Annotated in this window: 28 protein-coding genes; 15 read left to right on the top strand and 13 right to left on the bottom strand. The window is 52.3% G+C overall.

Features of this window, described 5'->3' with window-relative positions:
• Positions 1–6: 6 nt before the first annotated feature.
• The 4 genes from flgK to RIC05_RS20665 are packed head-to-tail and all read right to left on the bottom strand — an operon-like array spanning position 7 to position 4,389.
• On the bottom strand, positions 7–2,415 hold the full coding sequence (flgK, locus tag RIC05_RS20680) for a flagellar hook-associated protein FlgK (RefSeq protein ID WP_350047802.1): 2,409 nt from the start codon (positions 2,413–2,415) through the stop codon (positions 7–9).
• Between the two features lie 17 nt (positions 2,416–2,432).
• The gene (locus RIC05_RS20675; protein WP_350047800.1) at positions 2,433–2,897 is read right to left on the bottom strand and encodes a hypothetical protein; all 465 of its coding nucleotides are present in this window, start codon (positions 2,895–2,897) and stop codon (positions 2,433–2,435) included.
• A 2-nt stretch (positions 2,898–2,899) separates the two neighbouring features.
• Positions 2,900–3,244 (bottom strand): rod-binding protein, encoded by a 345-nt coding sequence (locus RIC05_RS20670; protein WP_350059771.1) that lies wholly within the window; start codon positions 3,242–3,244, stop codon positions 2,900–2,902.
• Between the two features lie 2 nt (positions 3,245–3,246).
• The gene (locus tag RIC05_RS20665; RefSeq protein ID WP_350047796.1) at positions 3,247–4,389 is read right to left on the bottom strand and encodes a flagellar basal body P-ring protein FlgI; all 1,143 of its coding nucleotides are present in this window, start codon (positions 4,387–4,389) and stop codon (positions 3,247–3,249) included.
• 373 nt (positions 4,390–4,762) lie between these two features.
• On the opposite strand from RIC05_RS20665, the gene RIC05_RS20660 reads away from it, so the two are divergent.
• Entirely contained in the window at positions 4,763–5,209 is a 447-nt protein-coding gene (locus tag RIC05_RS20660) for a flagellar assembly protein FliX (protein WP_350047794.1), read from the top strand.
• A gap of 150 nt (positions 5,210–5,359) precedes the next feature.
• The gene (gene dksA, locus RIC05_RS20655; protein WP_350043343.1) at positions 5,360–5,776 is read left to right on the top strand and encodes an RNA polymerase-binding protein DksA; all 417 of its coding nucleotides are present in this window, start codon (positions 5,360–5,362) and stop codon (positions 5,774–5,776) included.
• 262 nt (positions 5,777–6,038) lie between these two features.
• Here the strand turns inward: dksA and flgH are convergent, their stop codons facing one another.
• The 4 genes from flgH to RIC05_RS20635 all read right to left on the bottom strand — a co-directional run bounded on the left by flgH (position 6,039) and on the right by RIC05_RS20635 (position 9,654).
• Positions 6,039–6,812, bottom strand: a complete 774-nt coding sequence (gene flgH / locus RIC05_RS20650; protein ID WP_350047792.1) for a flagellar basal body L-ring protein FlgH — start codon at positions 6,810–6,812, stop codon at positions 6,039–6,041.
• A gap of 103 nt (positions 6,813–6,915) precedes the next feature.
• A complete protein-coding gene (flgA, locus tag RIC05_RS20645; protein WP_350047790.1) occupies positions 6,916–7,911 on the bottom strand; it encodes a flagellar basal body P-ring formation chaperone FlgA in 996 nt (331 codons plus the stop codon).
• 117 nt (positions 7,912–8,028) lie between these two features.
• On the bottom strand, positions 8,029–8,814 hold the full coding sequence (gene flgG, locus RIC05_RS20640; protein WP_350043340.1) for a flagellar basal-body rod protein FlgG: 786 nt from the start codon (positions 8,812–8,814) through the stop codon (positions 8,029–8,031).
• A 66-nt stretch (positions 8,815–8,880) separates the two neighbouring features.
• Entirely contained in the window at positions 8,881–9,654 is a 774-nt protein-coding gene (locus tag RIC05_RS20635; RefSeq protein ID WP_350043339.1) for a flagellar hook-basal body complex protein, read from the bottom strand.
• Between the two features lie 547 nt (positions 9,655–10,201).
• Between RIC05_RS20635 and RIC05_RS20630 the strand changes: the two genes are divergently transcribed.
• From RIC05_RS20630 to RIC05_RS20585, 10 genes are all read left to right on the top strand, one after another.
• Positions 10,202–10,735 carry a flagellar basal body-associated FliL family protein gene (locus RIC05_RS20630; protein ID WP_350043338.1) on the top strand — a complete coding sequence of 178 codons (534 nt, stop codon included), beginning with the start codon at positions 10,202–10,204 and terminating at the stop codon, positions 10,733–10,735.
• Between the two features lie 42 nt (positions 10,736–10,777).
• Complete coding sequence (gene fliM / locus RIC05_RS20625; protein ID WP_350047788.1) at positions 10,778–11,911, top strand: flagellar motor switch protein FliM; 1,134 nt, start codon at positions 10,778–10,780, stop codon at positions 11,909–11,911.
• Entirely contained in the window at positions 11,911–12,657 is a 747-nt protein-coding gene (locus tag RIC05_RS20620; protein WP_350047786.1) for a DUF6468 domain-containing protein, read from the top strand. The genes fliM and RIC05_RS20620 overlap by 1 nt, the downstream gene beginning before the upstream one ends.
• Positions 12,658–12,803: 146 nt before the next feature.
• Positions 12,804–13,523: a MotE family protein gene (locus tag RIC05_RS20615; RefSeq protein ID WP_350047784.1), complete on the top strand. Its 720-nt coding sequence runs from the start codon at positions 12,804–12,806 to the stop codon at positions 13,521–13,523.
• Between the two features lie 220 nt (positions 13,524–13,743).
• A complete protein-coding gene (locus RIC05_RS20610) occupies positions 13,744–14,130 on the top strand; it encodes a response regulator (protein ID WP_008890394.1) in 387 nt (128 codons plus the stop codon).
• A 36-nt stretch (positions 14,131–14,166) separates the two neighbouring features.
• Positions 14,167–14,814, top strand: coding sequence for a protein phosphatase CheZ (locus tag RIC05_RS20605; protein ID WP_350047783.1), 648 nt, complete (start codon positions 14,167–14,169; stop codon positions 14,812–14,814).
• Between the two features lie 11 nt (positions 14,815–14,825).
• Positions 14,826–15,686, top strand: coding sequence for a hypothetical protein (locus RIC05_RS20600; protein ID WP_350047781.1), 861 nt, complete (start codon positions 14,826–14,828; stop codon positions 15,684–15,686).
• The gene (locus RIC05_RS20595; RefSeq protein ID WP_350047779.1) at positions 15,686–16,414 is read left to right on the top strand and encodes an OmpA/MotB family protein; all 729 of its coding nucleotides are present in this window, start codon (positions 15,686–15,688) and stop codon (positions 16,412–16,414) included. Before RIC05_RS20600 ends, RIC05_RS20595 begins: the two co-directional genes overlap by 1 nt.
• A gap of 2 nt (positions 16,415–16,416) precedes the next feature.
• Complete coding sequence (locus RIC05_RS20590; protein WP_350047777.1) at positions 16,417–19,896, top strand: tetratricopeptide repeat protein; 3,480 nt, start codon at positions 16,417–16,419, stop codon at positions 19,894–19,896.
• A 99-nt stretch (positions 19,897–19,995) separates the two neighbouring features.
• On the top strand, positions 19,996–21,315 hold the full coding sequence (locus RIC05_RS20585) for an SEL1-like repeat protein (protein ID WP_350043330.1): 1,320 nt from the start codon (positions 19,996–19,998) through the stop codon (positions 21,313–21,315).
• Between the two features lie 87 nt (positions 21,316–21,402).
• Here the strand turns inward: RIC05_RS20585 and fliP are convergent, their stop codons facing one another.
• The 5 genes from fliP to csrA form a co-directional block, all read right to left on the bottom strand.
• A complete protein-coding gene (gene fliP / locus RIC05_RS20580; protein ID WP_350047775.1) occupies positions 21,403–22,221 on the bottom strand; it encodes a flagellar type III secretion system pore protein FliP in 819 nt (272 codons plus the stop codon).
• Complete coding sequence (locus RIC05_RS20575; protein ID WP_350047773.1) at positions 22,218–22,619, bottom strand: FliO/MopB family protein; 402 nt, start codon at positions 22,617–22,619, stop codon at positions 22,218–22,220. The genes fliP and RIC05_RS20575 overlap by 4 nt, the downstream gene beginning before the upstream one ends.
• Before the next feature lie 174 nt (positions 22,620–22,793).
• Positions 22,794–23,129, bottom strand: coding sequence for a hypothetical protein (locus RIC05_RS20570; RefSeq protein ID WP_350043327.1), 336 nt, complete (start codon positions 23,127–23,129; stop codon positions 22,794–22,796).
• Positions 23,126–23,542, bottom strand: a complete 417-nt coding sequence (locus RIC05_RS20565) for an EscU/YscU/HrcU family type III secretion system export apparatus switch protein (RefSeq protein WP_350043326.1) — start codon at positions 23,540–23,542, stop codon at positions 23,126–23,128. Before RIC05_RS20565 ends, RIC05_RS20570 begins: the two co-directional genes overlap by 4 nt.
• A gap of 246 nt (positions 23,543–23,788) precedes the next feature.
• Positions 23,789–24,067 carry a carbon storage regulator CsrA gene (gene csrA / locus RIC05_RS20560; RefSeq protein WP_350047771.1) on the bottom strand — a complete coding sequence of 93 codons (279 nt, stop codon included), beginning with the start codon at positions 24,065–24,067 and terminating at the stop codon, positions 23,789–23,791.
• Positions 24,068–24,170: 103 nt separating this feature from the next.
• Between csrA and RIC05_RS20555 the strand changes: the two genes are divergently transcribed.
• The 3 genes from RIC05_RS20555 to fliE are packed head-to-tail and all read left to right on the top strand — an operon-like array spanning position 24,171 to position 25,550.
• A complete protein-coding gene (locus RIC05_RS20555; protein ID WP_350047769.1) occupies positions 24,171–24,752 on the top strand; it encodes a flagellar basal body protein in 582 nt (193 codons plus the stop codon).
• 22 nt (positions 24,753–24,774) lie between these two features.
• The gene (gene flgC, locus RIC05_RS20550; RefSeq protein WP_350043323.1) at positions 24,775–25,182 is read left to right on the top strand and encodes a flagellar basal body rod protein FlgC; all 408 of its coding nucleotides are present in this window, start codon (positions 24,775–24,777) and stop codon (positions 25,180–25,182) included.
• Between the two features lie 44 nt (positions 25,183–25,226).
• The gene (gene fliE, locus RIC05_RS20545) at positions 25,227–25,550 is read left to right on the top strand and encodes a flagellar hook-basal body complex protein FliE (protein WP_350047767.1); all 324 of its coding nucleotides are present in this window, start codon (positions 25,227–25,229) and stop codon (positions 25,548–25,550) included.
• Positions 25,551–25,554 lie beyond the last annotated feature (4 nt).

Raw genomic sequence — 25,554 nt, 5'->3', positions numbered from 1 at the left:
CGCAGTTTAAACTGCATTGAGCAATGCATCAAACATTTCATCAACCGTCGAAATGACTTGGGCCGATGCGGTGTAGGCGCGCTGGAAGATGATCAAATCTGACATTTCTTCATCAAGGTTCACGCCTGCCTCGTTCTGGATGCGGGTGCTCAGATCTGTTACAAGGCTGGATTGGAATTCATAGGCGTTTTCAGCAACTTTGGTTCGGGTCGCAGCGGTCGCGACAATGCTGGCCGCAAAGTCGGTCAAGGATGTGCGTTTGCTCGAAAGGCCATCTGTTGCTTCAAACTGGATATCGGTTCGTTCAAAGGTATTGCTTAGTGATAGTGCAGCACTGTTGTCACCTTCGTGAACGCCGAATTCGATGCCAAGGCCCAGCACAGTGGTGATCGCATCTGCATTGGGCAGACCATCATCACTGAAATAAAATGGATCGCCATCCGCATCTGTAATGCTGAGTTTGTATCCGCCAGCCTGACTGTCGAAGATAACGTCAGCGGTGATGTTGTTATCGGTCAAGGTCGCACTGTTATTGATCGCATCTGCAATATCTTGCAGTGAAGTCGTTGTGTCATAATCGATATCAACGTCAGTGAAGGCACCGCTGACAGTCAGGGTGTAGTTCAATGGCGGCGGAACAAGTGGGCCAAGGTTTGGAATTGCAGCATCCGGGTCAACGACTGCGTTGGAAGTTTTGTAAGTGTCAGCATTCATCTGACCACGGACAATACGTGACGGATCATTCTGAATGGCTGAGGAGACATTCATGTTGCCAGCAAGGCTGGGCTGATCTTCGGTCAGGCCGATCTTTGCAGACATGGTGCCGGAATCATTGATCGAGATATTAGCAGTATACTCGACCACCAAGCGATACCTGTCGCCATCTTCGACGATGAAAGCAGTACTTTCGGAATCAGCAACTGTCATGCCGGCCCCTTGAAGGGCGGTGCGGATACTATCGCGAACGTCTTCGAGTGAATCGGTTGCTGTGTAGTTGACCGTAATACCGCCAACCAAAACACCGGATCCTGCTGTAATCGTGAATGAGCTTGCTGTCGCATTGAGGGCTGTGGTTGAGCTGCTTTGCGCGGTCGAGGTGATCGTGTCAGAACTTTTGGCTGTCGCAACGAAATCATTCAATCCAAAATAATGCGACATGCCTTGCTGACGGCCGTCACCCGTAGTGATCTGACTGTCGAGCTCGTTGATGGCGACCCGGTTACCGTCCTGACCTTCAATGACAAGTTTATTGTCAATCAGTGATGCCGTTAGATAAGTACCGGCGTCCGAACCGTTGATTGCATCAATGATGCCCTGGACCGTCGCAGGTGTTGTTGGAAGGGCTATGTCTGACCAACTGTCGGACGCAATAAGTTGCCCATCTGCATCCAGTGCAGCAACGCGGAATGCACCGGTTGCCGTCAGTGGGTCACTGGTCGCGACCGTACGGTTTCCCGACAGGTTGGTCGGTGGCGGGAAGGATGTGCCCTTGTTGTGTTCTTCGTTAATCGCATCGCGCAATTCACCGGCAAGTTCGTTGATCTGATCATTGAGTGCGGGAATTTCCGAATCACGCATTTCAAACAGGCCCTTGAGGGTGCCTGTGCGCAGCGTATCGGTAATGTCTACACCGTCTAAGGACAATCCAGAACCACCCGTGCCAGGTTCGAAGCCGGCTGTCTGGGTAAAGGAAAGCGAGTTTGGGGTGCGGTCCAGCAATGTATTGGCGCCAGCAGCCGAATAGATCACCATCGAGCCATCGCTGCGGGTAAAGGTTGTAATGTCGATGATTTTTGACAGCTGGTTCAATTTCTGGTCGCGTTGATCTTCAAGCTCGGTCGTCGGCTGTTCAAGGTTTGTCAGTCGGATAATACCGGTATTCAGATCTGCAATCTGGCTGAGCAGGGTGTTTGCACTATCGACTTCATCGGTAATCTGGTCATCAATATCATCACGCATGTCCTGAAGCTGGGTTGAAAGCTTCTCGAACGATTCCATTACCTGAATGGCGCTTTCAATCGCTTCAATACGTGGGGACGTTTGATCCGGCGTAACGCCAAGCTGCTCAAACGCATCGGCTAGGTCGCTGATGCGTTGGCTGATTGCCGCATCTGACTGGGGCGTGCCAAACAGAGTTTGAACGCGCTGGAAGAATTCAAAGCGCACTTCTTCGCGACCGGCTTTGCCAAGCTCGCCGCGGACTTCACGTACCAGACCTTCATTGACGTTACGATAGATATCGGCAACCTGAGAACCGGCACCGATGCCGTCAAGGGTAAGGGTTTCCTGACCTGCGATCTTTCGTGAATAGCCCGCCGTATTCACGTTCGAGATGTTCGAAGACGTGATCGCAATACGGGTCTGTGCCGTGTTAAGGCCAGTAATCGCAGTGTTAAGTGCCTGGGTCAGTGACATAATACGTGCCTTTGCCCTTAAAGCGTTTCATTGACGCTATATGCGCCACCGGAGGACTTGTTCATTGTACGGCCATAGCCGCCCAGCGATGCTTTGCTGGCTTGTGCCGAACGGTTATATGTCGTGCAATCTTCTTTGGACTTGTCGTTGACCGCACGGACAATCGCCTGAACCATCCGCTCGTTGGTGGCTTTTGCTGTCTGAAGGGCAATCATGTTGCGACGTGCAGCTTCTTGAAATTCGGCCTGAAGTTCACGCAGCTCAGCACGGTCTTCTTCGGGCAGGGCGCGAAGTTCTTCACCTTGGCCGCGTAATTTAACGACCAACTGCTCATACTGCATCGACAGGGCAGATTTTTCCGACAGGAACTGTTCATATTCTGCCGGTGCCAGTGTCCGCAGGCCCGTGGTTTCACGTTCCAGAAGGGACATCAGGTCGTAAGTGACGCTTTTCAGCTCTGTAACCAAATCTTGAATGGTCATTTTTAGCCCTCCTGGATTCTGAGGATTTCGCGTGTGACAGCGTCTGCAATTCCGATGCCACCTGCGCGAGTCATTTCTTTGGCGTATTCATCTACAAGCATGGAGCGCATCATTGTCTCGCCGTGCCCACCGCCAAAAAGCTCGTTGGTCTGAACACCTTCAAACATGTGGCTGAGCATCTGACCTAGAAACATTGATTCGAATTCTTTGCCGGACTCGCGGGCTTCGTCTTCGGTCTTGATGTGGCCATCGGTAAGCGCGTTCATCCGCGAGGTCATGTTGTTCTGAGAGCCGTACTGAGCGCTGGCCTGAGCCTGCGCCATCATGGCAGTTGCGCCGTCGGTCATCATCACATCACCTCGATTTCAGCCTGAAGGGCGCCAGATGTCTTGATTGCTTGCAAAATAGTGATCATGTCGCGTGGTCCAACGCCAAGGCTGTTCAGGCCATTGACCAGTTCCTGAAGGCTAACGCCGCTTTCAAGAACGCCAAGCTGGTTGTCTTCGTCTTCATCGACTTCAATATTGGTGCGGTCGACAACCTCGGTTGTGCCTGCATCAGAAAACGGTGATGGCTGAGAAACCTGTTGGCTTTCGGTTACTCGGATGGTCAGGTTGCCCTGGGCAATTGCGACACGGTTAATCCGGACATTTTCACCCATAACAATGGTGCCGGTGTTTTCGTCAATGACGACACGGGCGATCTGATCGGGTTCAACGCGAAGCTGTTCAATGTCGGTCAAAAGGGCGACGACATTTTGGTCGTAGCGGTCCGGTATGTTCAGGCGAACTGTGCCCGGATCACTTGCACGCGCAGAAACTTCACCAAGATAGGCATTAATTGCATCGGAGATGCGGCGTGCTGTGGTGAAATCCGGGTTGCGCAAGATAACCGACATGTCTTGCATGGAATTCAGGTTGAAGTCGATTTCGCGTTCAACGATGCCGCCACTTGCAATACGTGCCGATGTCGGAACACCCTTCACAATGGTTTCGGCATTGCCACCTGCGGAGAAACCACCAACAGCAAGGTTACCCTGTGCAACAGCATAAACTTCGCCGTCCGCACCGACCATCGGGGTCACAAGAAGTGTGCCGCCCTGAAGGCTTTCAGATGTGCCGATTGCGCTGATGCTGACATCGATACGCGCACCCTGACGGGAAAATGGTGGCAGCGTTGCGGTGACCATAACGGCCGCAATGTTATCAGAATCAACATCTTCGATCTGTTCGCGAACATTGATACCCAAACGTTCGAGCATGGCGACCATGCTCTGGCGGGTAAATTCTGCATCGCCAAGATCGTCGCCCGTGCCGTTCAAACCAACCACAAGGCCATACCCAACCAGCATGTTGTCACGTACGCCTTCAAAATCGGCGATGTCTTTAATACGTGATTGTGCATGTGCAGGGGTAAGCTGCGTCAGGGCGAGCATTCCCAATGCGACAGTCAATGTCGCTTTACGTGCTATTTTGCCAAGACCTGTGATCATATTCTGTGTTCCGCTTTGACTTGGGATGCGAGGCATCCGGCAAATGGTGCGATTGATCATTGAACCGCGTTTGCAAGCTTATCTGCGAAAATCGTGCCAACTGAGGCTTTCCGGGGCTGGTGATGCCCCGCTCGCTGGAAACTGCGAAAAAACACGGTTAAATGCAGATATGGGGACCATTGGGGCATCCTGTTTGTGTCTACCCGGCATTTTTTTCCCGTTGCGCGGTTCCCGTGATTGAGGGAGACTCTATAAGTAACGTAAGCGCGGTGGTCGGGATTGTTCCTGATCTGGCCGCACGGTCGGTTTTTTTGAAAGAATAAACTGACCACAATGATTACAAGATAGTACCACAACAGAACGGAAACGGGTCATGAAGGTTAGCGGTTCCAAGGCGACCAATGCGGGCGGAACATCACGCAAAAAATCGTCAGGCACGTCTGGTGGCGGCAGTGGTTTTGCTGATGCCATGCGTTCTGTTGGTTCGTCTGGTGAAACTGGTGGTGCATCGGGTGTTCATAGTTCCGGATCCGTAAGCGCACTTGATGCGTTGCTGGCTTTGCAGCAAAACGGTGATGCGCTCGATTCTCCGAAAAAAGCTGCGGTATTAAGGGCCAAAAGCATGCTTGAGCAGCTTGAAGCCGTTCGCGATGGTTTGCTGAGCGGGGCGCTATCAGGGCCGCGCTTGCAGCAGCTGGTTGGCTTGATGGATCAGCAGCGCGAAACGATTGATGATCCGGAACTGTCTGCGGTTTTAGACGAGATTGATCTGCGTGCCCGTGTCGAGCTTGCGAAACTAGAGGTTTCAGGGCTGATTTAGCTGTTTAATTTCTGGTGTTTTTCATCGAAAATCCGCAGTAATCCGCCTGTTTTAATGCAAATCAAGATTTATTTGTTCAATCGGCTTGCGCCGTTAGCGTGCGGCATCTATATTGCCGCGCGATCGATGAGTCCTGTATAGAGGGCATACATGACTATCACATTACCACCAGACTATCGTCCTGCTGAGGACGAAGAGTTCATGAACCCGCGCCAGCGGGAATATTTCCGGCAGAAACTTCTCGCTTGGCGGGCTGAACTTCTGCACGAATCTTCGGAAACATTGGCGAACCTGCAAGATGGCGGGCTTCAGGAAGCCGATCTGAGCGACCGCGCGTCTGCGGAAACCGATCGGTCACTTGAACTTCGTACTCGTGACAGGGCGCGGAAGTTGATTTCAAAAATTGATGCTGCTTTGCGTCGAATTGAAGACGGATCATACGGTTACTGTGAAGAAACCGAAGAGCCGATCAGCTTGAAAAGACTTGAAGCTCGTCCAATTGCGACCCTGAGCATTGAAGCACAGGAACGCCACGAACGGATGGAGCGCACACGTCGCGACGATTGATCGCGCCGGGTGTAAAAAATATAGGGATCTGGCATCGCCCGATCCACGTCATGCAACGTCATGGCCTTGTGGGAGATTACTGGTTAGGGATAACCAAAATCAAAAAGCCCGGTCTTTATGGCCGGGCTTTTCCTTATTTATCCATCTGTTTTAAAACGAAAAGACCGCCCGAAGGCGGCCTTTTGAAGATGTATTCAGATGATGGCGCTATGTCGGCTGATCGGAACCAGGAAAAGGATCAGCCTTTCGTACGCCCAACTGGTTAGAACGGTAAGATGATATCGAGAACTTCGCTGCCATAGCGCGGCTGCTGGACATCAGAAATCGTTCCGCGGCCCCCATATGAAATGCGCGCCTCGGCAATTTTGTCATAGCCGACTTCATTGGCCGAGCTAATGTCAGCCGCACGAATCACACCGGCAATCTGAACTTCGCGGACTTCGCTATTGACCCGGATTTCCTGACGGCCGTGAATAACGTAGTTCCCGTTGGGCAATATCTGAATGACGATGGCGGCAACGCGCAAGTTGATTGCTTCGGTTCGATCCAGCGTGCCATTGCCACGGTTGGACGAATTGCTCGACATATTAAGTGCGTTGGTCGGGTCAAGCCCCTCGGGCAGGACTTTGGTAAATTCTGATTCAAGGCCAAACAGATTGGGCACGCCAAGATCTTCGGAATTGGTGCGAGACCGCAATGTGTTGTTTGACAGGTTTGCATTATCGGACATTTCAACGACGACCGTCAAAATATCACCAACCTGATTGGCACGTTGATCTTTGAAGAACGACCGTGCGCCCGAACGCCAAAGCGAGTTTGGATTGCTTTCCGCGACCTGCGGGGCAGGCATTGGCAAGCTTACCGGTCGATAGCTTTCGGACTGGGTCGGGTTGTCGATGGACGACAGTTTCGGTGGTTCGCCAACTTCAGACAGTCGTTTCATCGCGTTGCAGCCTGAAAGCAAGGCTGTCGCGCTGATCAGTCCGGTGACAATGGCGACACGCCGCCATGATATCTGTGCATATTTGCCGGGCATAAGTTCCTCCTGGGTTCCTGCGTATCTCTACGCAAGGACCATGCCAGTTACATAAAGGTTGTGGAGGAAAAGCTTGCCGGGTCGAAAGCGTGCTCGACCGTGGTTACTGCGACATGGCGGGCAGGGCGCGGACTTCGTTTTCGGCAACAACTTCTACCTGAATGGTTTTGTTGCTTGATTGATTGATCACCCGGATCACGTCACCCTTGGAACCGTTTTCAAGGGCTTTTCCCCGTGCGGTCAACGACATATTGGCCGTAACCAGGCGAATGATAACCAAGGAGCCACGCCGAACGAGGATCGGACTGGTCAAGTCACGGAACATCATCGGCTCGTTCGGGTTGGTCGGGCGAATGACTTCCTTGCCGATTACATCATTGATGTCGCGGATTGCGTTCGACGGCACGCGTTCAGATCGGAAATCGCGATATTCGACCTGATCCGGGCGGATAATATGCCCGCGCGATACGGGTTCTACCAATACCGGGACTGTTGACAGGGGGTAATATTTGCCGCTGATCCGGTATGTGCGCTGCTGTGCGGTTTGTTCGCCGGTTGTAACACTGGCGACAAACCGTTGCGTACGGGAATTTAATTCAATGGCGCTAATCGTAACGTCATTAAGAGCATCAACCGGAAGGTGGATTTGGAAGTTTTCGCTTGAAAGGTCAACCGTAAAGGGTTGTTGAACGCCGTGGTCGATCAGGGCAATTTCAACTGCGTCCCGTATTTCATCGATCGTGATGGTCTGACTTGCCCGGGTAATAACAACCTGATCGGCTGTTGTGCGTGGACGCCAGGTCACGCTGTGCCGCTGGGCAATGCCATAAAGCCATCGATAATCGAGAACAACCTGTTTGCCCGGTTGCGGTGCATGGGCAACGGCAATGTCTGCTTGTTGTGGGTCTATGCCCGAAAAGATATCCCCAAGTGTCACATATTCGCCGTCAATCAGCGCATCAGGTTTCAGCAGGATGTTTTCAGTGATCTGCTGAGCATTGCGCGAATTGCTTCCTTGGGAGGATTGCGCGAAGGCACCCTCTGTCGAAAGACCGAGTGACAATAATGCGAGCGAGAGGATTATATTCTTTATCTTCATCTTCATGCGGCTACTATACCACGTAACGGTATACATCGCGTAAATACAGTTTGCGCAAGTTCGCGACCAGCAAGACCGCGACTTGCGCAAAACAAAGCCTGTATCCAGTTCACGATATTAACGCAGGTTGCTGACTGCGCTCATCATCTCATCGGTGGTCGAGATTGATTTGGAATTCATCTCATAGGCACGTTGTGCCTTGATGAGGTTGGTGATTTCCTGAACCACGTTGACGTTTGATGATTCAAGATACCCTTGCTGAACCGTACCAACACCAACATCACCCGGCACCCCGGTATTTGCCTGACCTGATGCCTCTGTCTCAAGGAACAAGTTGTCTCCAAGTGCATCAAGGCCCGGTGGGTTGATAAAGGTGGCAAGCTGAATTTGCCCCAGATTTTGCAAGGCAACCTGACCATCAATCTCGGCGTAGACTTCACCGGTGCTGTTGATCGTTACCGATGTTGCGTTATCTGGCACTGTGATGCCCGGTTGAACGGCATAGCCATCCTTGGTCACAAGTGCGCCAGAAGCATCAAGCTTGAGCGTACCATCACGGGTATAGGCGGTTTCGCCACTCGGCAGATCGATCTGGAAGTAACCGCGCCCCTGAATGGCAATATCCAGTTCGTTTTCGGTCAATTGCAGCGTGCCTTGGCCCATGTAACGACCAATGGCCGCGGTTTTTACACCCAGACCAACCTGAACGCCGGTCGGGACGATGGTGCCGGTATCTGAAGACGGGGACCCCGCACGACGCAGATCCTGATACAGCAGGTCCTGAAATTCTGCGCGCTGGCGTTTATAACCAGTCGTCGTCATGTTGGCGATGTTGTGCGACGTTACATCCACGTTAATGGACTGAGCCTGCATCCCCAAAGCGCCGATATCAAGTGACCGCATCTGTCTTCTCCTTCGATTGCGCTAAGCTTGCGCTAAAATTTCGTTCTATCGGGGGTCGGCGACCGCTTAGGCGCGAATATCCCCAAGTTTATTGATCATGTTGCGCATCCGCTCGTTCTCGCTTTCAAGAGAACGGGTGACCGACTGATAGGTCCGCAGAACATCAATCATCTGCGTCATGGAGCCGATTGGATTGACGTTGGATTTCTCAAGTGCACCTTGCACAATGCCCGGATTTTCAACGATTTCGACATTGACTTCTACTTCGTCAGCATCGTCATCGAGCTCTGTCGGTGCGCGGTAAAGTGTGTCGCCGGTAACGATCATGCGTTGGACATTATCAACCGTGACAACCTGCAATTTGCCGATCTGGCCAATGTCGGTTGAAACAGTGCCATCGCCTTTGATCTCAATCTGGCCGTCCGCCTCGTTGAAGAAGATCGGCTGCCCCCCATCACTTAGGACCGGGTAGCCATCATTGGTGATCAATTGTCCGCCGGGATCGAGTGTAAAGTTACCATTGCGGGTGTATTGTGTACCTGACGGGGTTTCGACAGCAAAGAACATGTCCGGCTGGCTAAGTGCCGCATCAAGTGGTCGGTTGGTATGTTCAATATTGCCAACCGTGGTGTCACGGTATTGCGATATGTCCTGCACAAGAGAAATCTCGCGTTCGCCACGGAATGGGGCATCGCCGTTTTTTGCCACCCAGTCGGTGAACATCATCCGCTGTTCTTTGTATCCGGTCGTGTTCATGTTCGCCAGATTCTGCGAGATATTGTTCATCATGCTGCGCAGCGACTTTTGGCGTGACAGTGCGATGTATGAAATATTTTCCATGGTCCATTCCCTTGTGGGGCTGCAATTCTGCTCAACACAAATGCGAAAGCCGTGCCAATAAGATCAAGTATTTGAAAATAAACATAAAAATATCTGTCCGGCATTTGTTGCCGGGCGATTTTGGTCGTGTTTGGCAGAAACTGCCGCAACGTCCTTGCCGCAAGGGGATAAAGTTTCCGAGTGACGCCACTAGATAAGGCTACACAGCCTCAAAAGGGATCTAAGGCGCGACCCCAAATAAGGTGTCTGCAAGGCCGGTCAAGCGCCAGAAGCTTGCAAATATTAGCGATTTGGTGTGTTTCACCTGTCAAGCTTGCGGGTAAAATGTAACGTTGGCTCAGCGCAGGCGCGTCATTTTGATTGGTCTGGCGACGGGGCTTTTTGATTGTCGGGTGGATCATCAGATGTCATGCAGGGGAAATCGGGGCTTTGCCTTAGCAATCGGGAGCGAAACGGATTTTTAACGTGATAGCGTTATGGCTGTTAATCCGGCACAGTGTTTGCTGGATATGACGGCAGAACTTCAAAAGCAGGAATTTGCGAAGCGATGGGCGAAGAATCCGACGAAATTGAAATGGACGAAGGTGGTGGCCGCAGCAAGAAGATGCTGGTCGTGGTCATTTTGCTTGTCCTGCTTTTACTCGGCGGTGCTGCCGCAGCGTATTTTACCGGGCTGCTTCAGCCGGTGATTGATATGCTGACCGGCGGCGACGGGACGCAGACCGAAGAAGTGATCTCTGAAGATTCAATCGAAGAGGCCCCGGGGGTTCCGGAAAATGTCGGGTTTGTCGATCTGCCGGAAATTCTGGTCAACCTGAATACGGGCGGTGGCAAGCAAAGCTACCTTAAAATCCGTGTCAGTCTGGAAGTCGCCGATCAGGCCATGTTGCCGCAGGTCGAGGCAATGATGCCGCGCATTGTTGACAACTTTCAGGTTTATCTTCGTGAATTGCGACCAGAAGATTTGTCAGGATCGGAAGGGATGTTCCGATTGCGCGAAGAGTTGATGATACGTGTTAGTGCTGCTGCCAAACCGGCGAAAATTAACGACGTTCTGTTCAAGGAAATGCTGGTACAATAAGCTTGTAGCAGCCCAAATGCCTAAATCAGGAAGTAATCGCTGATGGCTGATGATGACGATGATGATGCACTCGCCGCTGAATGGGAAGCCATGGCAGGCGATGACGATGGTGGTGGAGATGACGGCGGCGAGGATATGGCCGCCGAATGGGAATCCATGCTCGGTGACGAGGATGAAGAAGGCGAAGACGAACCTGCCGTTGGAGGCACATCTGCGCGCGTTCTGAACCAGGATGAGATCGATAGTCTTCTTGGTTTTGATGACGGTTCAGGTGCCGGCGATCAGTCGGGCATTCAGGCGATTATCAACTCGTCGATGGTGGCCTATGAACGACTTCCGATGCTTGAAGTCGTGTTTGACCGCCTTGTCCGGATGATGTCGACGTCACTGCGTAACTTTACATCGGACAACGTTGAAGTCTCGCTTGATAACATCCTGTCGCTGCGTTTTGGCGATTATCTGAACTCAATCCCGTTGCCGGCGATGCTGGGTGTTTTCAAGGCCGAAGAATGGGATAACTACGGACTTCTGACCGTTGATTCCGCACTGATCTATTCGATCGTGGACGTTCTGTTGGGCGGGCGTCGCGGTACGGCCGCAATGCGTATTGAAGGTCGCCCTTACACCACAATTGAACGCAACCTTGTTGAACGTATGATCCACGTGGTCCTTGGTGACCTTTCGGCTGCGTTTGACCCGTTAAGCCCGGTAACGTTCCGGTTTGAGCGTCTTGAAACAAACCCGCGTTTTGCGACGATTGCCCGTCATGCCAATGCCGCGATTGTCGCGAAATTGCGGATTGATATGGAAGATCGCGGTGGTCGTCTTGAACTGTTGATCCCGTATGCAACGCTGGAGCCGGTTCGTGAACTTCTGCTTCAGATGTTCATGGGGGAAAAGTTCGGTCGTGACTCTATCTGGGAAAACCACCTCGCAAATGAACTGTGGCAGACCCATGTAAACCTATTAGCTGTGCTTGATGAACAGGTGATGCTGCTGGGTGATGTCATCAATCTTGAAGTCGGCAACCGTCTGGTTCTTAATACCAGTCCGACATCGCCTGTCGAAGTAAGGTGTGGCGACGTTCCTCTGTTTAAGGGAATGATGGGGCGCAAGGGTGACAGGATCGCTATTCAGGTTCGTGATCGTGCGCGCATAAACGAGGAAGAGAAGTGATGGACTTCGCGTTCTATCTGGACATTGTAATGATCGTCCTGCTGGTGGCGACGATTGTGTATGCGGTGATTTTAAACCGCAAGCTTGCGGCGTTCCGCCGCAGCCGCGAAGATATGCAAAATTTCCTGACGGCTTTTAATGCTGCGAATGAACGGGCTGAAACCTCGATCAATGCGCTTAAGGATATGGCTGAGCAGTCTGGCGAAAGACTGCGCGAAGATATCGAAAAGGCAAGTGCGCTGAACGAAGACCTGACCTTCATGGTTGATCGCGGCGAAAGCATTGCCAACCGTCTTGAAAAGGCCGCAAGCGACGTTAACGCTGTCCGCCGTTCCGGTAATGCCGGGGCTGGACATGAGCAAGTCAATATTTCAGCAGCCAGAAACGCATCAAGTCCGGCCGGTGCCGGGAACGGCGGCGGTTCTGGCGGATCAAGAGGAGCGGGCAAAGATCGTCCTGACATCATAGATGATCGTGATCGGGTTGGTGTCGAAACCCGTGCCGAAGAACTCGCTGCCCGGATGGTGGGGGACATTGAGCGTGGTTCAAAAGGCATGAGCAATGATCGCCATGACCGTGATGATCGGTCGGTTGGCGGTGATTCTGGCGGGTATGATGATCTGGATCGTTTCTCTGGCGGGGGTAACAAAGGGCTGTCGGGTTCTGATATGTATGATCAGGACGAAGATGCCGGTCGTTCAGAAGCCGAACGCGAATTGCTTGCCGCTTTGCGGTCGGTTCGCTGATTGTTCTGAATGAAGTCGGGGATGTCGCGCCCTTGTCATCATGACATTTCTTTTTATCTAAAGAGAGTGATGTCATTCTGTTAGAATAAAAGAATTCAAGTGGGAAGGAGCATGGGCACAGTGTGCCAAATTGCTTAGGTGAGTAAATGTCTGGTGTGCGTATCTTACCATTAGTTATCCTTGTTGGGCTGATGGTGTTGTCAATGCGGGTGGTGAACCTGTTCTCGGGAAGTACGGATGTTGCCGTGACGCCTGAGCCCGCTGCTGTGAGCATGGTGCAAACCGCACGTGCGCAAGCACCGGCAACCGATCCTGCCGCCGAAGAGGCCGCAACACCGGAAAATGGCGCGCTTGGCCTTGATGATCCTGCCGGGATGACCATGGAAGGTGATCCGTTAAACGGGGAATCTGACGTCCCGCCGACCCTTGGGGGGGATCCGACCCTGTTTACCCAGGAAGAAATTGACCTGTTGCAGAACCTTTCGGTGCGCCGTGGGGAGCTTGATCGTAAAGAGCAGCGCCTTGACGAGCGTGAAAGCCTGATTGCCGCGGCCGAAGCCCGGATTGATGCCAAAATCGAAGAAATGAAATCCTTGAAAATGGCCATCGAAGGTTTGGTCGAGACCAAGGAAGTGCAGGAAGATGATCGCATCAAAAAGCTGATCAGTGTTTACGAGAAGATGAAACCAAAAGACGCTGCCCGTATCTGGAACGATCTTGATATGGACATTCTCTTGCAAGTGGCCTTGGGCATGCGCGAAGCAAATACCGCAGCGGTCCTGTCACAAATGACCCCGGAACGGGCGCGGGCTCTGACCTCGGAACTGGCATATAAGCAAGATATTAATATGCTGCCGCTGCAATAGGGGCAGCTGAACAAAAGATTGACCGTTCTTTGTGAGAGTTTAAAAGAAAGAGAACGGGCAGTTTTTCGAGAATAGTCAATGTGATGGCACATTTTTATCACTGGTTAAAAATCTTGATTAACCATTATTAAATATGTACATCACGATTATTAGGGGCCTTGCGACTATACATGCGAATGTGTGGCAAGGGTGAGAGATCAGATAGCTGATGGAGTTGTGAATGGCCGTCGATCCGAATATGCCGATCCTGATTGTCGATGATTACAAAACAATGTTGCGTATCATCCGTAACCTTTTGCGGCAGCTCAACTTTACGAATATCGAAGAAGCGACTGATGGTAGCATGGCGCTTCGTAAGCTGCGTGAAGCTCCTTTCAGTCTTGTGATTTCCGATTGGAATATGGAGCCGATGACCGGTCTTCAGCTTCTTAAGGAAGTCCGTGCAGATGCCAAATTGAAGGATATGCCCTTCATCATGATTACGGCAGAAGCCAAAACCGAAAACGTCGTCATGGCTAAAAAAGCCGGTGTATCGAATTACATCGTCAAGCCCTTCAACGCTGAGACGTTGAAGGGTAAAATGAAGACTGTTATTGGTGATTTCTGATCAGGAGCGCGGGACATTTGTCCCGCGATACCGCCTATGTCCAAAGCGAAAGCGTCCAAGGACGACCTCCGGCAGCTGTTAAATGATCTTCGGGCACGTCTTGATGGCGATGATCTGAAGGTCGAACAACTGTCTGAGCTGATGGATCAGCTGTCACGCTTTATGGGTGATAAGCCGTCCGACGATCAGCAACGCCTGTTTGGCGAGCTTGACGAACTTTCGGGCATTATTCGCAAGATGAAGTCCGAAATTGCTTCGCTTCGTCCCGACGATATCAAGGCTGAGTACATTCCCAATGCGACCGACGAATTGGACGCGATTGTGGATGCAACAGCCGGGGCTACCCATGAAATTCTTGATGCCATGGATGCACTGGAAGAATTCGCATCGACACTGCCACCCGAACAGGCAGAAATTGTCACCGGTGCGACGATGCGGGTTTATGAAGCCTGCAACTTCCAGGATATTACCGGACAGCGGACGACCAAAGTTATCAAGGCTTTGAAATCCATCGAAGAACGCGTTGAGGGGCTTGTGGCTGCTTTTGGTGAAGAAATCGCCAAATACGCCGCAGCAAACCCCAAGAAGAAAAAAGAAGCCGAAGGCGAAGAGGCGCTGCTCAACGGGCCGCAACTTGAAGGCAAAGGCGTATCGCAGGCAGACATCGACGCGATGTTTAATTAAGTGGCGTTGATATGGCGGAGATAGAAGACGACGGACCAACACCACCATCTCCCCCGTCAAACGGGGCGGTGGCGTTGTTTTTGGCGCTCTATCTTTTGCTTCTTGCTTTCTTTATTCTGCTCAATACCATTTCGACCTTTGAAGAGGTCAAAACACGCGAAGTGCAGGAAAGCCTTTCCTCTGCATTCGCGTCCATCCTTCCACCAACGACCAGCCTGCAAACCGTGACCTCGATCGAGGGGCCTGTGGTTGCGGCTGAAGACATGCAGGAAAAGCTCGGTCATCTGTTTGACACCGCCATTAAAGTGGTGCGTGTTCAAGTGATCCAGCCGGGCAAGCTGATGGAAATCATCATGCATGTGGAACAGCTTTTTGATCCCAATTCCATCCTGATCCGGGAACGTCAGGCGGACTTCATGCAGCAACTGGCAGAAGTGCTGGCCGATGAAGAAGGCTATGCTTCCTATGAGATGGAAATGGTCATGGGCAGTGAGATCGGGGCAAAGGGTTCCATCGAGATTGAAAATAATCTGCAGATCGCCCGCGCAGGGTCCTTTGCGCGCGAACTGATTGATGTTGGTGCCCCCGAAGACCGTCTCTATGTCGGGATCGACCCCGGTGCGGATCCGTTTATTGTGACCTTCCGGTTCTTTTGGACCTTTGGTCCAAAAGAACCGCCAGAGCCGATTGAAAAAACAACTGCACCCGGTAATGGTCAGACACCTGCGCCAGCACAGGGTGGCAGTGGTACTGGCATACCGGCACCGGCGCAGTTGATCCCGCAACGCATGACAATTCCTTTGCCGGGCGCTGGTCAGCCCGCTGTTAATCAACCTATTCCGCTTGGGCCGCAAGCCGGGGGAGGTAGCTAATGGCTGAAGAAGAAGTCAAAAAGGATGCTGGCCCGTCCGGACCTCCGGTCTGGATGCTGAGCCTTGCTGATCTGATTTCGCTGTTGCTGACATTCTTCGTGATGTTGTTTGCCATGTCCAAGGTCAAGATTGACCGTTGGGATGAAGTTGTTGATTCGCTCTCGCAAAGTATCAAGCCGGCACCGAAGGAAGAAAACGACGAACCAATGGCAAGCCTGAATATTCCGCGTGTTTATCGCAAACCGGCGATGAACCTGGATTATCTCAGTGCGGTGATTGACGATGCGATTGACGATAATCAGGTTCTAGGGGATGCGCGGATGTCGCGCGACGCCGATAAGCTGGTGATATCACTGCCGGGCGATATTTTATTTGTCGCGGGCAGTTCCGAGATGACAGCACAGGCGCAGCAGGCCTTGTTTGTGCTTGGTGGTGTGCTGCGAAATATTGGTAACCGCATTGGTGTGCAGGGTCATACGGACCCGCGCCCGCTCAGTGGTCGTGGTAAATATGCATCGAATTGGGAACTTTCTTTGGCCCGTGCCGGTGCTGTTGCCAACGAATTGAAAAAATCAGGTTACACAGATTACATAAATATTTACGGATTTGCTGCATCAAGATACGACCAGCTTCCTAAGTTAATAGATGAGGATGCGCGTTTTGCAATGGCGCGTCGGGTCGATATTGTTATCGAACCTCATGGGGGAAGCGGGATCGGAGGCACGTAAGTATGGCGAAACTTGCCGTGCGCGTCCTGCTGGCGGTTGTTCTTGCGACCACCACGGCAATTTTGTTGCCCTCCAGCGGAATGCGCCCAGCAATGGCCCAGGTCGCGGATCCAGTGATTATCCGCTCGGGGCTGCATAACGGCTATGGACGAATTGTTCTGCAATGGAGCAAGCCGGTCAATTATAGCGCCGAGATTGTCGGCGATCAGCTTGTCGTGCGTTTTGATCAGCCGTTGGTGGCGTCATTGCGTGGGGTTCTTGCCCCGGTTTCCCAATATATTTCTGATGGGTTTTTTGATCCGGACGGGCGGACGATTGCCTTTGTCCTGAATGATGATTACGAAGTGCGCGCCTTTAATGTCGGCAGCAATGTGGTGCTTGATGTTCTTGATAAACCTCAAGCAGCCCCAACGCCGTCTCCTGCGCCGGCGGTTAATCAAGCAAACCAGTCACCGCAAATCACACCCGCACCCACCACGCCGGTTGAAACCGTTGCGACCGAAAACCCTGCACAGGATCTTGCGACGCTTGATGTGCGGGTTGGCCGACATCCGACATTTTATCGTCTGGTCTTTGATTGGCCCAACCGTACAGATTACGCTCTTGAGGGCGAAGCAGGGTCGCAGACAGTTGCATTCGGGGCACCTGCGCAGATAGATGCGGCTGGAATTTCGCGGCGTCTGCCAGAAGGTGTGCGTATTCGGCAAAGTGGTACGCAACCGCTTGATGTTGTCGTTGAAACCACACCGGCACGGCCGCTTCGCCATTTTCGGTCGGGGAACATGGTGGTGGTGGATATCATGGGGGCGCAACGTGCCCCTGCGACATCTGGTGCGGACAGTCGCCCAACAACGGCGCCAAATAATCAAACCGCGTCAAATGCTGTCTCAGCGCCCGCAACGCCAAGTGCGCCACCTGCGCCCGCACCTTCACTTGCAGCGGAGGACAGTACCAATGCGGAAGAAAACACAGTTGACGCAAACCTTGATCCAAATTCACCCGAAGCAATGGCACAGGAAGCCGCGCAGGCTGAGAATACCGCGTCTGAAGGGGGGGCAACGGCCCCGGCTGAACGTGTCAATATCGGTGATCTTCAGGTAACCGTTGATCAAACCGCGACCGAACTTTCCCTTGGTTTCGCATTTGGGCAACCGGGCGGGGCGGCGATTTGGTCGCGTGCTGGGTTCCTCTGGGCGGCCTTTGATGTCCGGGCGACCCTTGATCTGGATACTGTGCGGCAGGAAGCTGCCCAGATCATAGGGGTGATTGAACAGATTGATAGCCCATATGCCACTGTGCTGCGGATGACCGTTCCCGAAGGTGTTGGTTTATACACAACCGGCACCAGTGAAGGCGACTGGCGGGTGACGTTCCAGCAAGGTGTGATGCAGCCGGTCGAAAAACTTGGCCCTTCGATCGAGCTTGACGATCAAACCCGTGCGCGTCTGATCGTGCCGCTTGAAGATGTCGGGCCGATCATTCCGGTCGATGATCCGGAAGTTGGCGATACCTTGCGTGTGGTGACAACCACGCAATCAGGTTATGGCATCGAAGTCGCTCTGCGTTATCCAGAGTTTGAAGTTCTGCCATCTGTCCAGGGCGTTGTCGTTGCGCCGATGAATGAAAGTGTTCAGGTTGCCGACCGCGACGATGGCCAAGCCGTGATTGTTACTGCCGCCGATGGCCTGAATATTTCACCAGAAGGCGCGCGCCTTCTGGCGTCTGCGACAGGGGTTCGGGCAAGTACGGGCGATGGCCGCGAAGGGTTGATCTTTGAACTTGATGACTGGCGTATGGGCGGGCTTGATAATTTCAACAGAGCAATCCGCAAGTTACGTTCGAACGTTGCGGAAAGTGGCGATGAACACCGCAACAAGGCCCGTCTTGGTCTTGCGCAGTATTACTTGGCCAACGGATTGGGACCAGAAGCAAATGCTGTCGTCTCGGCGATGGAAGCCGATGATCCGCTGATTGCGCAAAAGCTTCAATTCCGCGCCCTTAAAGCAGCCGTCAAATTCCTCGATCGTGACTATGCCGAAGCCGAACGTTTGCTTGAAGACGAACGTCTGCAGGCCATTCCGGAAATGAAGCTTTGGCGGGCGGTGACATTGGCGGCACGCGGGCGTCCGAATGAGGGGGCGCGTGATTTGCTTGAAAGTGTTCATATCCTTGATTTCTATCCGCCGGAACTGATCAGCCGCATCGGGCCGCTTGCAACCGAGCAGGCCTTGATAGTTGGCAACCCGGAAGCGGGTATGGATTTGATCGAGAAGATGCTGGTCACCAGCGGCTTGGGTGAATCCAAGATTATGGATATCCAGTACCTTAAAGGGATATTTGAAGAAGAAGCTGGCGAGTTGGAACAAGCGGTTGCGACATGGGATCAGGTCGCAGAAGGCGACAACCGCAAAGCCCGTGCGCATGCGATCTTTGATCGGACAGAACTTCTGATGCGCCTGCAGCGATTGACCGTCGAAGATGCGATTGAACAGCTACAGCAATTGCGGTTTGCATGGCGCGGCGATGCCTTTGAAATGGCATTGTTGAAACGGATCGGTGAATTGCAGATCGAGAACAAAGAATTCCGCGAAGGCTTAAACACCTTGCGGCAGGCGGCAATCTTCTTCCCGAACAAGCCGGTGGCGACCGAAGCAACCGACATGATGCATAAAACGTTCGAGAACCTGTATCTCGGCGATGACATCAACAGTATTTCGGCGATCAAGGCTGTCGCGCTGTATGACGAGTTCCGCGAACTGACACCGGCAGGCGAGAAGGGCGATGAATTGATCCGCCGCCTTGCCGATCGCATGGTCAGTGTCGAGCTGTTTGAACGCGCTGAAGACCTTTTGGAACATCAGGTCAATTTCCGCCTTGCTGGTGTGGAAAAGGCCCGCGTTGGTGCGCGGCTTGGTTTGGTTTATCTGCTTGATGGCAAACCCGAAGAAACCATTCGGGTGATTGATGAAACCGAAGAACCGGGATTGTCCGAAGAACTTGCAACCCAGCGGCGTCAGTTGCGCGCGCGTGCGTTGCTTGATGTTGATCGCGGGGCCGAAGCAATTGCATCTCTTGATGGCGATCTTTCGCGCAATGCCGAACTTTTGCGCGTCGATTACTATCGTGAAGACCGCGACTATATGGCGGCGGCCGAAACCTTCCAGCGTCTGGTTGGCGAAGACCCGGCAGATGAAAGCGAAGGCATTTCAGACGAACGTGGGCGTTATCTTTTGAACTGGGCGGTCAACCTTGCGATGGCGGGTCAGGAAAGGACGCTTAACATGCTTAAACGTCGTTATGGCCAAGGGATGTCGCAAACGCCATACGCCCAGGCATTCAGCCTGATTACATCGTCGCCAACGCAAGGGTTGATAGACTATCGCACCCTTGCAGACAAAGTAGATGAAGTCGAAGACTTCCAAGGCTTCCTTGCGACCTATCGCGACCAGTTGGAAAAATCTCAGCTTAGTGCTATAAATTAATCTTCGATAAATTTGTCGTGGTGTCAATTTCGCTGAAAAAGCGGGAAATGTGCCCAATTTATGTTGGTTTAAGAACGTGTTGGCGAGTGTAGTGCGGTGATGGATCGTGCACTTAAAATGGTCTATTACGATGAAGCGAATGTCGAAAAAGACATTTTCGCGCAGCTTTCGCTTGCCCAAAAGCATTTCCAGGGCGAGGGAATGCCACGTGACGAGGCCGCAACACGCCGTATTCTTGACCAGATTCACCGCCAAAGCCGCGCATTTGCTGCAGTTTGCTATGGTTACATGCGCAGCAAGGGACTCGGCGTTTCCGAAGATCTTGGCGAAGGCCAGCAATGGTACCGTGAAGCCGCCTATTGGTTCCACGATGAAGCATCTTCTGGCGGTTCTGTTTCGGCAAATAATCTTGGATATCTTTATGCCAAGGGGCTTGGTGTTCAGGAAAATGCCCAGACTGCTGCGCATTGGTTTGAAGAAGCCATCGAATTTGGTTCTGTCGCAGCCCTTTATAATCTTGGCGTTTGTTATTTGAACGGTTGGGGTGTGCCCCAGGATGATGAAAAAGCGATTGAGTATTTTGAGCGCGCAAGTGCGCTGAATGATCCGTCTGCGGCAAGTGTTCTTGCCTATCTTTATCTTGAAGGTCGCGGTGTTGATCGTGATCCGGCCAAATCATTCGAATACAACATGCGTGCCGCCCGTGCAGGCAGCGTCGAAGCTGCCGCCGCCCTTGGCTATGCGCTTGGTGTGGGCTTGGGCGCGGAACGCAATATTGCCGAAAGTATTAGTTGGTTTGAACTCGCCGCGAGCGAGGGGGATGCCTATGCCCAAGCCAACCTTGCAATGTATTTCAGCCATTCATCCGATCTGAAACTGTTTAACCGCGGTTGGACGATGCTGACCCATGCCTGTGATCAGGGCGATGCATCTGCAAAATATCAGATGACCCAAATCCTGATATTCGGTGTGCCTCATCGTGAGCCCGATTATGCCAGCGCCCTTGATCTGGCGATGGATCTGGCCGAGCTTGGGCATCCGGGTGGCTATCACCTGATCGGGGTGATGTATGAACATGGTCTTGGTGTGCCTGTTGATATGCTGCGCGCTGCAACCTGGTATGAGCGCGCCGCGCGCAAAGGATCCGCCAATGGTCAAGCTGCCCTTGGTCGCCTGTATGCGATTGGCAGTGGTGTCGATCAGAACAACATTCTTGCCTATTACTGGCTGCGGATGTCTGCCCCGACCGAGGGCAGTCAGGCCCAGCGTGAAATGGGGGCAATCCATGCCCGCATGAACGACAAAGAACGTCATGAGGCCGAAAAGTTTGTCTCTGAAAATCCTGGTCCCCGCCGTGGCAGTTTTGGCCTGAAGCCGCTGGAACAGGGTGTTCTTAATGTTGGGCAGCGCCGGACGTAAGGATTTCGTATCGCCAAATGAAAAAGCCGCCAGCATATGCTTGGCGGCTTTTTAAATGTCTGATCGGAATGTTTTGTGATGCGCTCGCTAACGCCCGAAACTTTCGACAAGCGATCCGGCAATCAGATACCAGCCATCCACCATCACAAAGAAAATCAGCTTGAATGGCAGGGAAATAATGACTGGTGGCAACATCATCATACCCATCGACATCAGGATACTGGCAACCACCATGTCAATGATCAGGAACGGAATAAACAGCAAGAAGCCGATTTCAAACGCGCGGCGCAGCTCGCTGATCATAAAGGCGGGGATCAGGGAACGCAGGGGAATGCTGTCAGGTGTGGTGACTTCAACGCCAGCCAAATTGACAAACAATTGAAGGTCGCGTTCACGGACCTGCGTCATCATGAAATCATGTACCGGCCTGACTGAACGTTCGAACCCTTCGAACTCGTCAATATTACCATTGATCATTGGCTCAAGGCCTTCGTCCCAGACCCGTTCAAGGGTCGGCATCATGATGAACAATGTCAGAAACATCGCCAGACTGACCAATACCTGGTTTGGTGGCGATTGCTGGATGCCAAGGGCCGTACGCAGCAAACTTAAAACAACAATGATACGGGTAAAGGAGGTCACCATCATAAGGATCGCTGGCGCGATGCTTAAGACCGTAATCACACCGATCAGCTGGATCATCCGCCCCGATGATGTCACGCCCGGACCATCACCCAGATCAAAATTAAATGACTGGGCGTGTACCGTGTCGCCACCTGCGATGATGGCTATTAACGGGAACAATGACCAAATCGCACAGGATGTTAACCAGCGTGGCGCAGGCCATCCGGCTTTGACGGGTTTTTCATCGCGGGAAGCTTGGGATTGGTTCTCAAGGCGGCTCATGCAGGGTTTTTCCTGTCGTTGATTTCCAAGCGCGCGCCGATGGTGGACGCTGTGCTGTCTTCGCCCATTGGGTCTGTTGTTGGGTTTTCCGGCTCATTGGAAAGTGTGCCGGTATCAAGCAAGTCTGAAAAATGCGTGCCGATATTGCGTTCAATCACGGTGTCGCCTTGCGGACCAAGGATAACAAGATGTTCGGTATCATCACGTTTGAGCAAGACCAACCGTCTTTTGGTATCGACAGGAATAACTTCAACCACGGACAAACGGCGTTTGGTGCCCCGACGGTTGATGTTGCGTGCGCCGGGAATAAAGCGCCGCGCGATCAAGGCGAAAATGCCAATGATCCCCAATACAAAGATCAGGGCGGCAACAAACCGGTAATAGGCGCTTAGTTCCATCAGGTAGGGTTCTCCGTGAACAACCTGCGACGAATGTCAACTTATTGGTCGTCATCGTTTGGTGTATGCCATCTGCATTTCTGTTTACCGCGCCACAGACCCGCAGGCAAGCTGGCATCCAAAACGCACCCCTTGGCGTATTCTTTAAAATCAGCCCGTTGGTCGATATCAGGCCTATTTGGTGCGCGCAGCCTGGGCATAGGCATTGGTTGCCTGTGTGGTGTTGCTGATGCCGCGCAATTGGCGCTGAATATCGGAATGTTCTTGCTGCATATTGGTTTCGAACTGACCAAGTTCGTCGGTCAATGCCGCCAAAAGCGGGGCGACGTCACGACGCTGTTCCGGTCCCATGGCGCGGGCTTGATCACACAGATCGGCAATACGCGTTTCAAGGGCAGAAAGTTCGACAACCTTGCCGTCATCAAGATAACGCTGACCGGTTCTGATCAGGGACAGAACACGTTTAAGGTCTTTCTTGAACTGATCGGGCTTGAATTGTTCAGGGCTCATGATTGGCCTTCCGCGTTTCGATCAACTGTTGTTGCTGCCGTGACCTGATCTGTTGGATCGGTATGGCTGCGTGATGGACCGCCGTAAATACGGTTGATCCGATATATATAGTTCAAAATTTCAGCAACGGCGGCAAAAGCTTCAAGCGGGATTTCGCTTTCAACATCGACAGCCATCAGAATTTCGGTCAGATCGGTGTCCTTGCGGACCCGTATTCCGTTGGCAAAAGCGACCTGCAATATCTGTTCCGCGACACTGCCTTCGCCCTTTGCGCTAAGTGTTGGGGCGTTGTCCCGGCCATGTGCATACCGAAGTGCAACCGCTTTTTGCTCACGGCTGGCCGGTGCGGCAAGATTTTCCGTCTTGCTGACCGGTGAATCGGTGATGTCATAAGTGGGCTTTTTCCCGCTCATACGGCCCTTCAATTCAGGACGTTTTAACCTGACTAGCTTAACTTAGCGTCGAGCATAGAACAAAGATGGTCAACAAATCGTTGTCGACATTGTTCAGTTCCAGGTCGCGTAAATCACACAAGAAAAGACGAGGATGAGAGCCAGATGGGAGGTCAATGTCCCGGCTACCTGCCTGGATGATGACGGTGCCTGTTACCAGACATATGTTTGCGGACGCGCCGGTTTTGGCTACTTTGTCCTGATTAATCAGTCGTTACCGGCATTCTCGCCAGTATCTGATTCCGTTTCGGTGGCGTCCTTGGCCGGACTGGCGGTTCCTCCGAGATGGCGAATAATATCTTCGCTGACAGCAGCAGAACGGTTTTCTTCCTGAATGCGGTCATAGAGTTCGCGCCGAAGAACCTGAACATCTTCGGGGAAAGTGAAGCCAAGTTTTACGGTCTTGCCACGGACCTCAACGACGGTGACTTCGATATTGTCGTCAATGACAACGGAGTCGCCAACTTTTCGTGTGAGATAGAGCATACAGTGTCCCGGTTTCGATAGATGGCAAACATAATTTACCAGATCGATCACAATATGCCCGCTTTCAAACGCGGGGTCTAGTACCCGCGATGAATTGTGTGAAATGTGTGGAAAAGCAAAGTTCTTTCCGTCTTTGGCACGCTTCATGCATTTCTGTTTGGCAGGATTAAACGACACGGCAAAATCAACCGTTCGGGCGATCCCGGTCCAACAAGGGCGTGACGTTAACTTCGGCTTTACCCGCGCGATCAATACTCAGGAAAGCGCAGACAAGGAGCAGGCAATGGATATCGGCAAACTCGGCATGTTCGCCAATCTTAAAGAAAAGATGGACTGGCTGACACAGCGTCAGGAAGTCATTGCGCAGAATATTGCCAACTCCGATACGCCAAATTACCGCGCCAACGATCTCAAAGAATTCGATCCCAAGAATATCGGCCGCGACCGCCAGTTCATCCTTGCGATGCAGGCGACCACGCCGGGCCATAGTCAGGGTATCAACAAACCACAGAACTTTAAGGACGAAGAAGTGCGCAAAAACTATGAAGTCGCGCCGGGCAAAAACGCCGTCATCCTTGAAGAACAGATGGTCAAGATGAACGAAAATCAGGTCGATTATCAGACCATGACCCGTCTTTATGCCAAGCAGAAATCAATGTTCATTTCTGCCCTTGGCCGCGTATAACCGATAGTAGAGAGTTAAGATCATGGAACTTTACAAGGCTTTCAAAATCTCTGCTGCTGGTATGCGTGCTCAGGGTACGCGTCTTCGGATTGCAGCAGAAAACGTTGCCAACGCAGACAGCCTTCCGACGGCACCGGGGCAGGAGCCCTATCGCCGCAAGCTTCTGACATTCAAGAATGTCATGGACCGCGAAATCGGTGCCGAGATGGTCAAGGTCAATAAGGTGATGCCTGATCGTTCGGATTTTGGTATGAAATACGAACCAAGCCATCCGGCCGCCAACGATCAGGGCTATGTTCAGACCCCGAATGTTGAAACACTGGTTGAAATGATGGATATGCGCGAAGCACAGCGTTCCTATGAGGCGAACCTCAATGTGATCCAGTCTTCACGCAGCATGTTGCTTAAGACCCTTGATATTCTGCAGTAAGACGTCGATATCAAAGGGATGAACACGTTTAAGGAATAGAACCGATGGTCGGCTTTAATGATGCTGTTTCTGCCTACCGCAATGCGGCTGCGGGCAAAACCAATACCGTTGCTGAAACAGTGACTGGTACCGGCACGGCCGTAAACCCGGGGGAAAGTTTTGCCGATATGGTGCGTGGCGCGGCACATGATGCCCGTGACACGATGGCAAACAGTGAAATGATGACCCAAAAGGCCATTGCGGGTGATGCCGAACTTCACGAAGTTGTCACGGCGGTTTCTGCTGCTGAAGTGACCTTGCGGACGGTGGTTTCGGTGCGGGACAAGGCTGTTGAAGCCTATCAGAGCATTCTGAACATGCCGGTCTGATCCT

Origin of the sequence: Thalassospira sp., assembly GCF_040218635.1 — a bacterium.
GTDB lineage: Bacteria > Pseudomonadota > Alphaproteobacteria > Rhodospirillales > Thalassospiraceae > Thalassospira.
The sequence above is the reverse complement of the archived record's forward strand: the minus strand, read 5'-3'. Positions and strand labels throughout refer to the sequence as shown.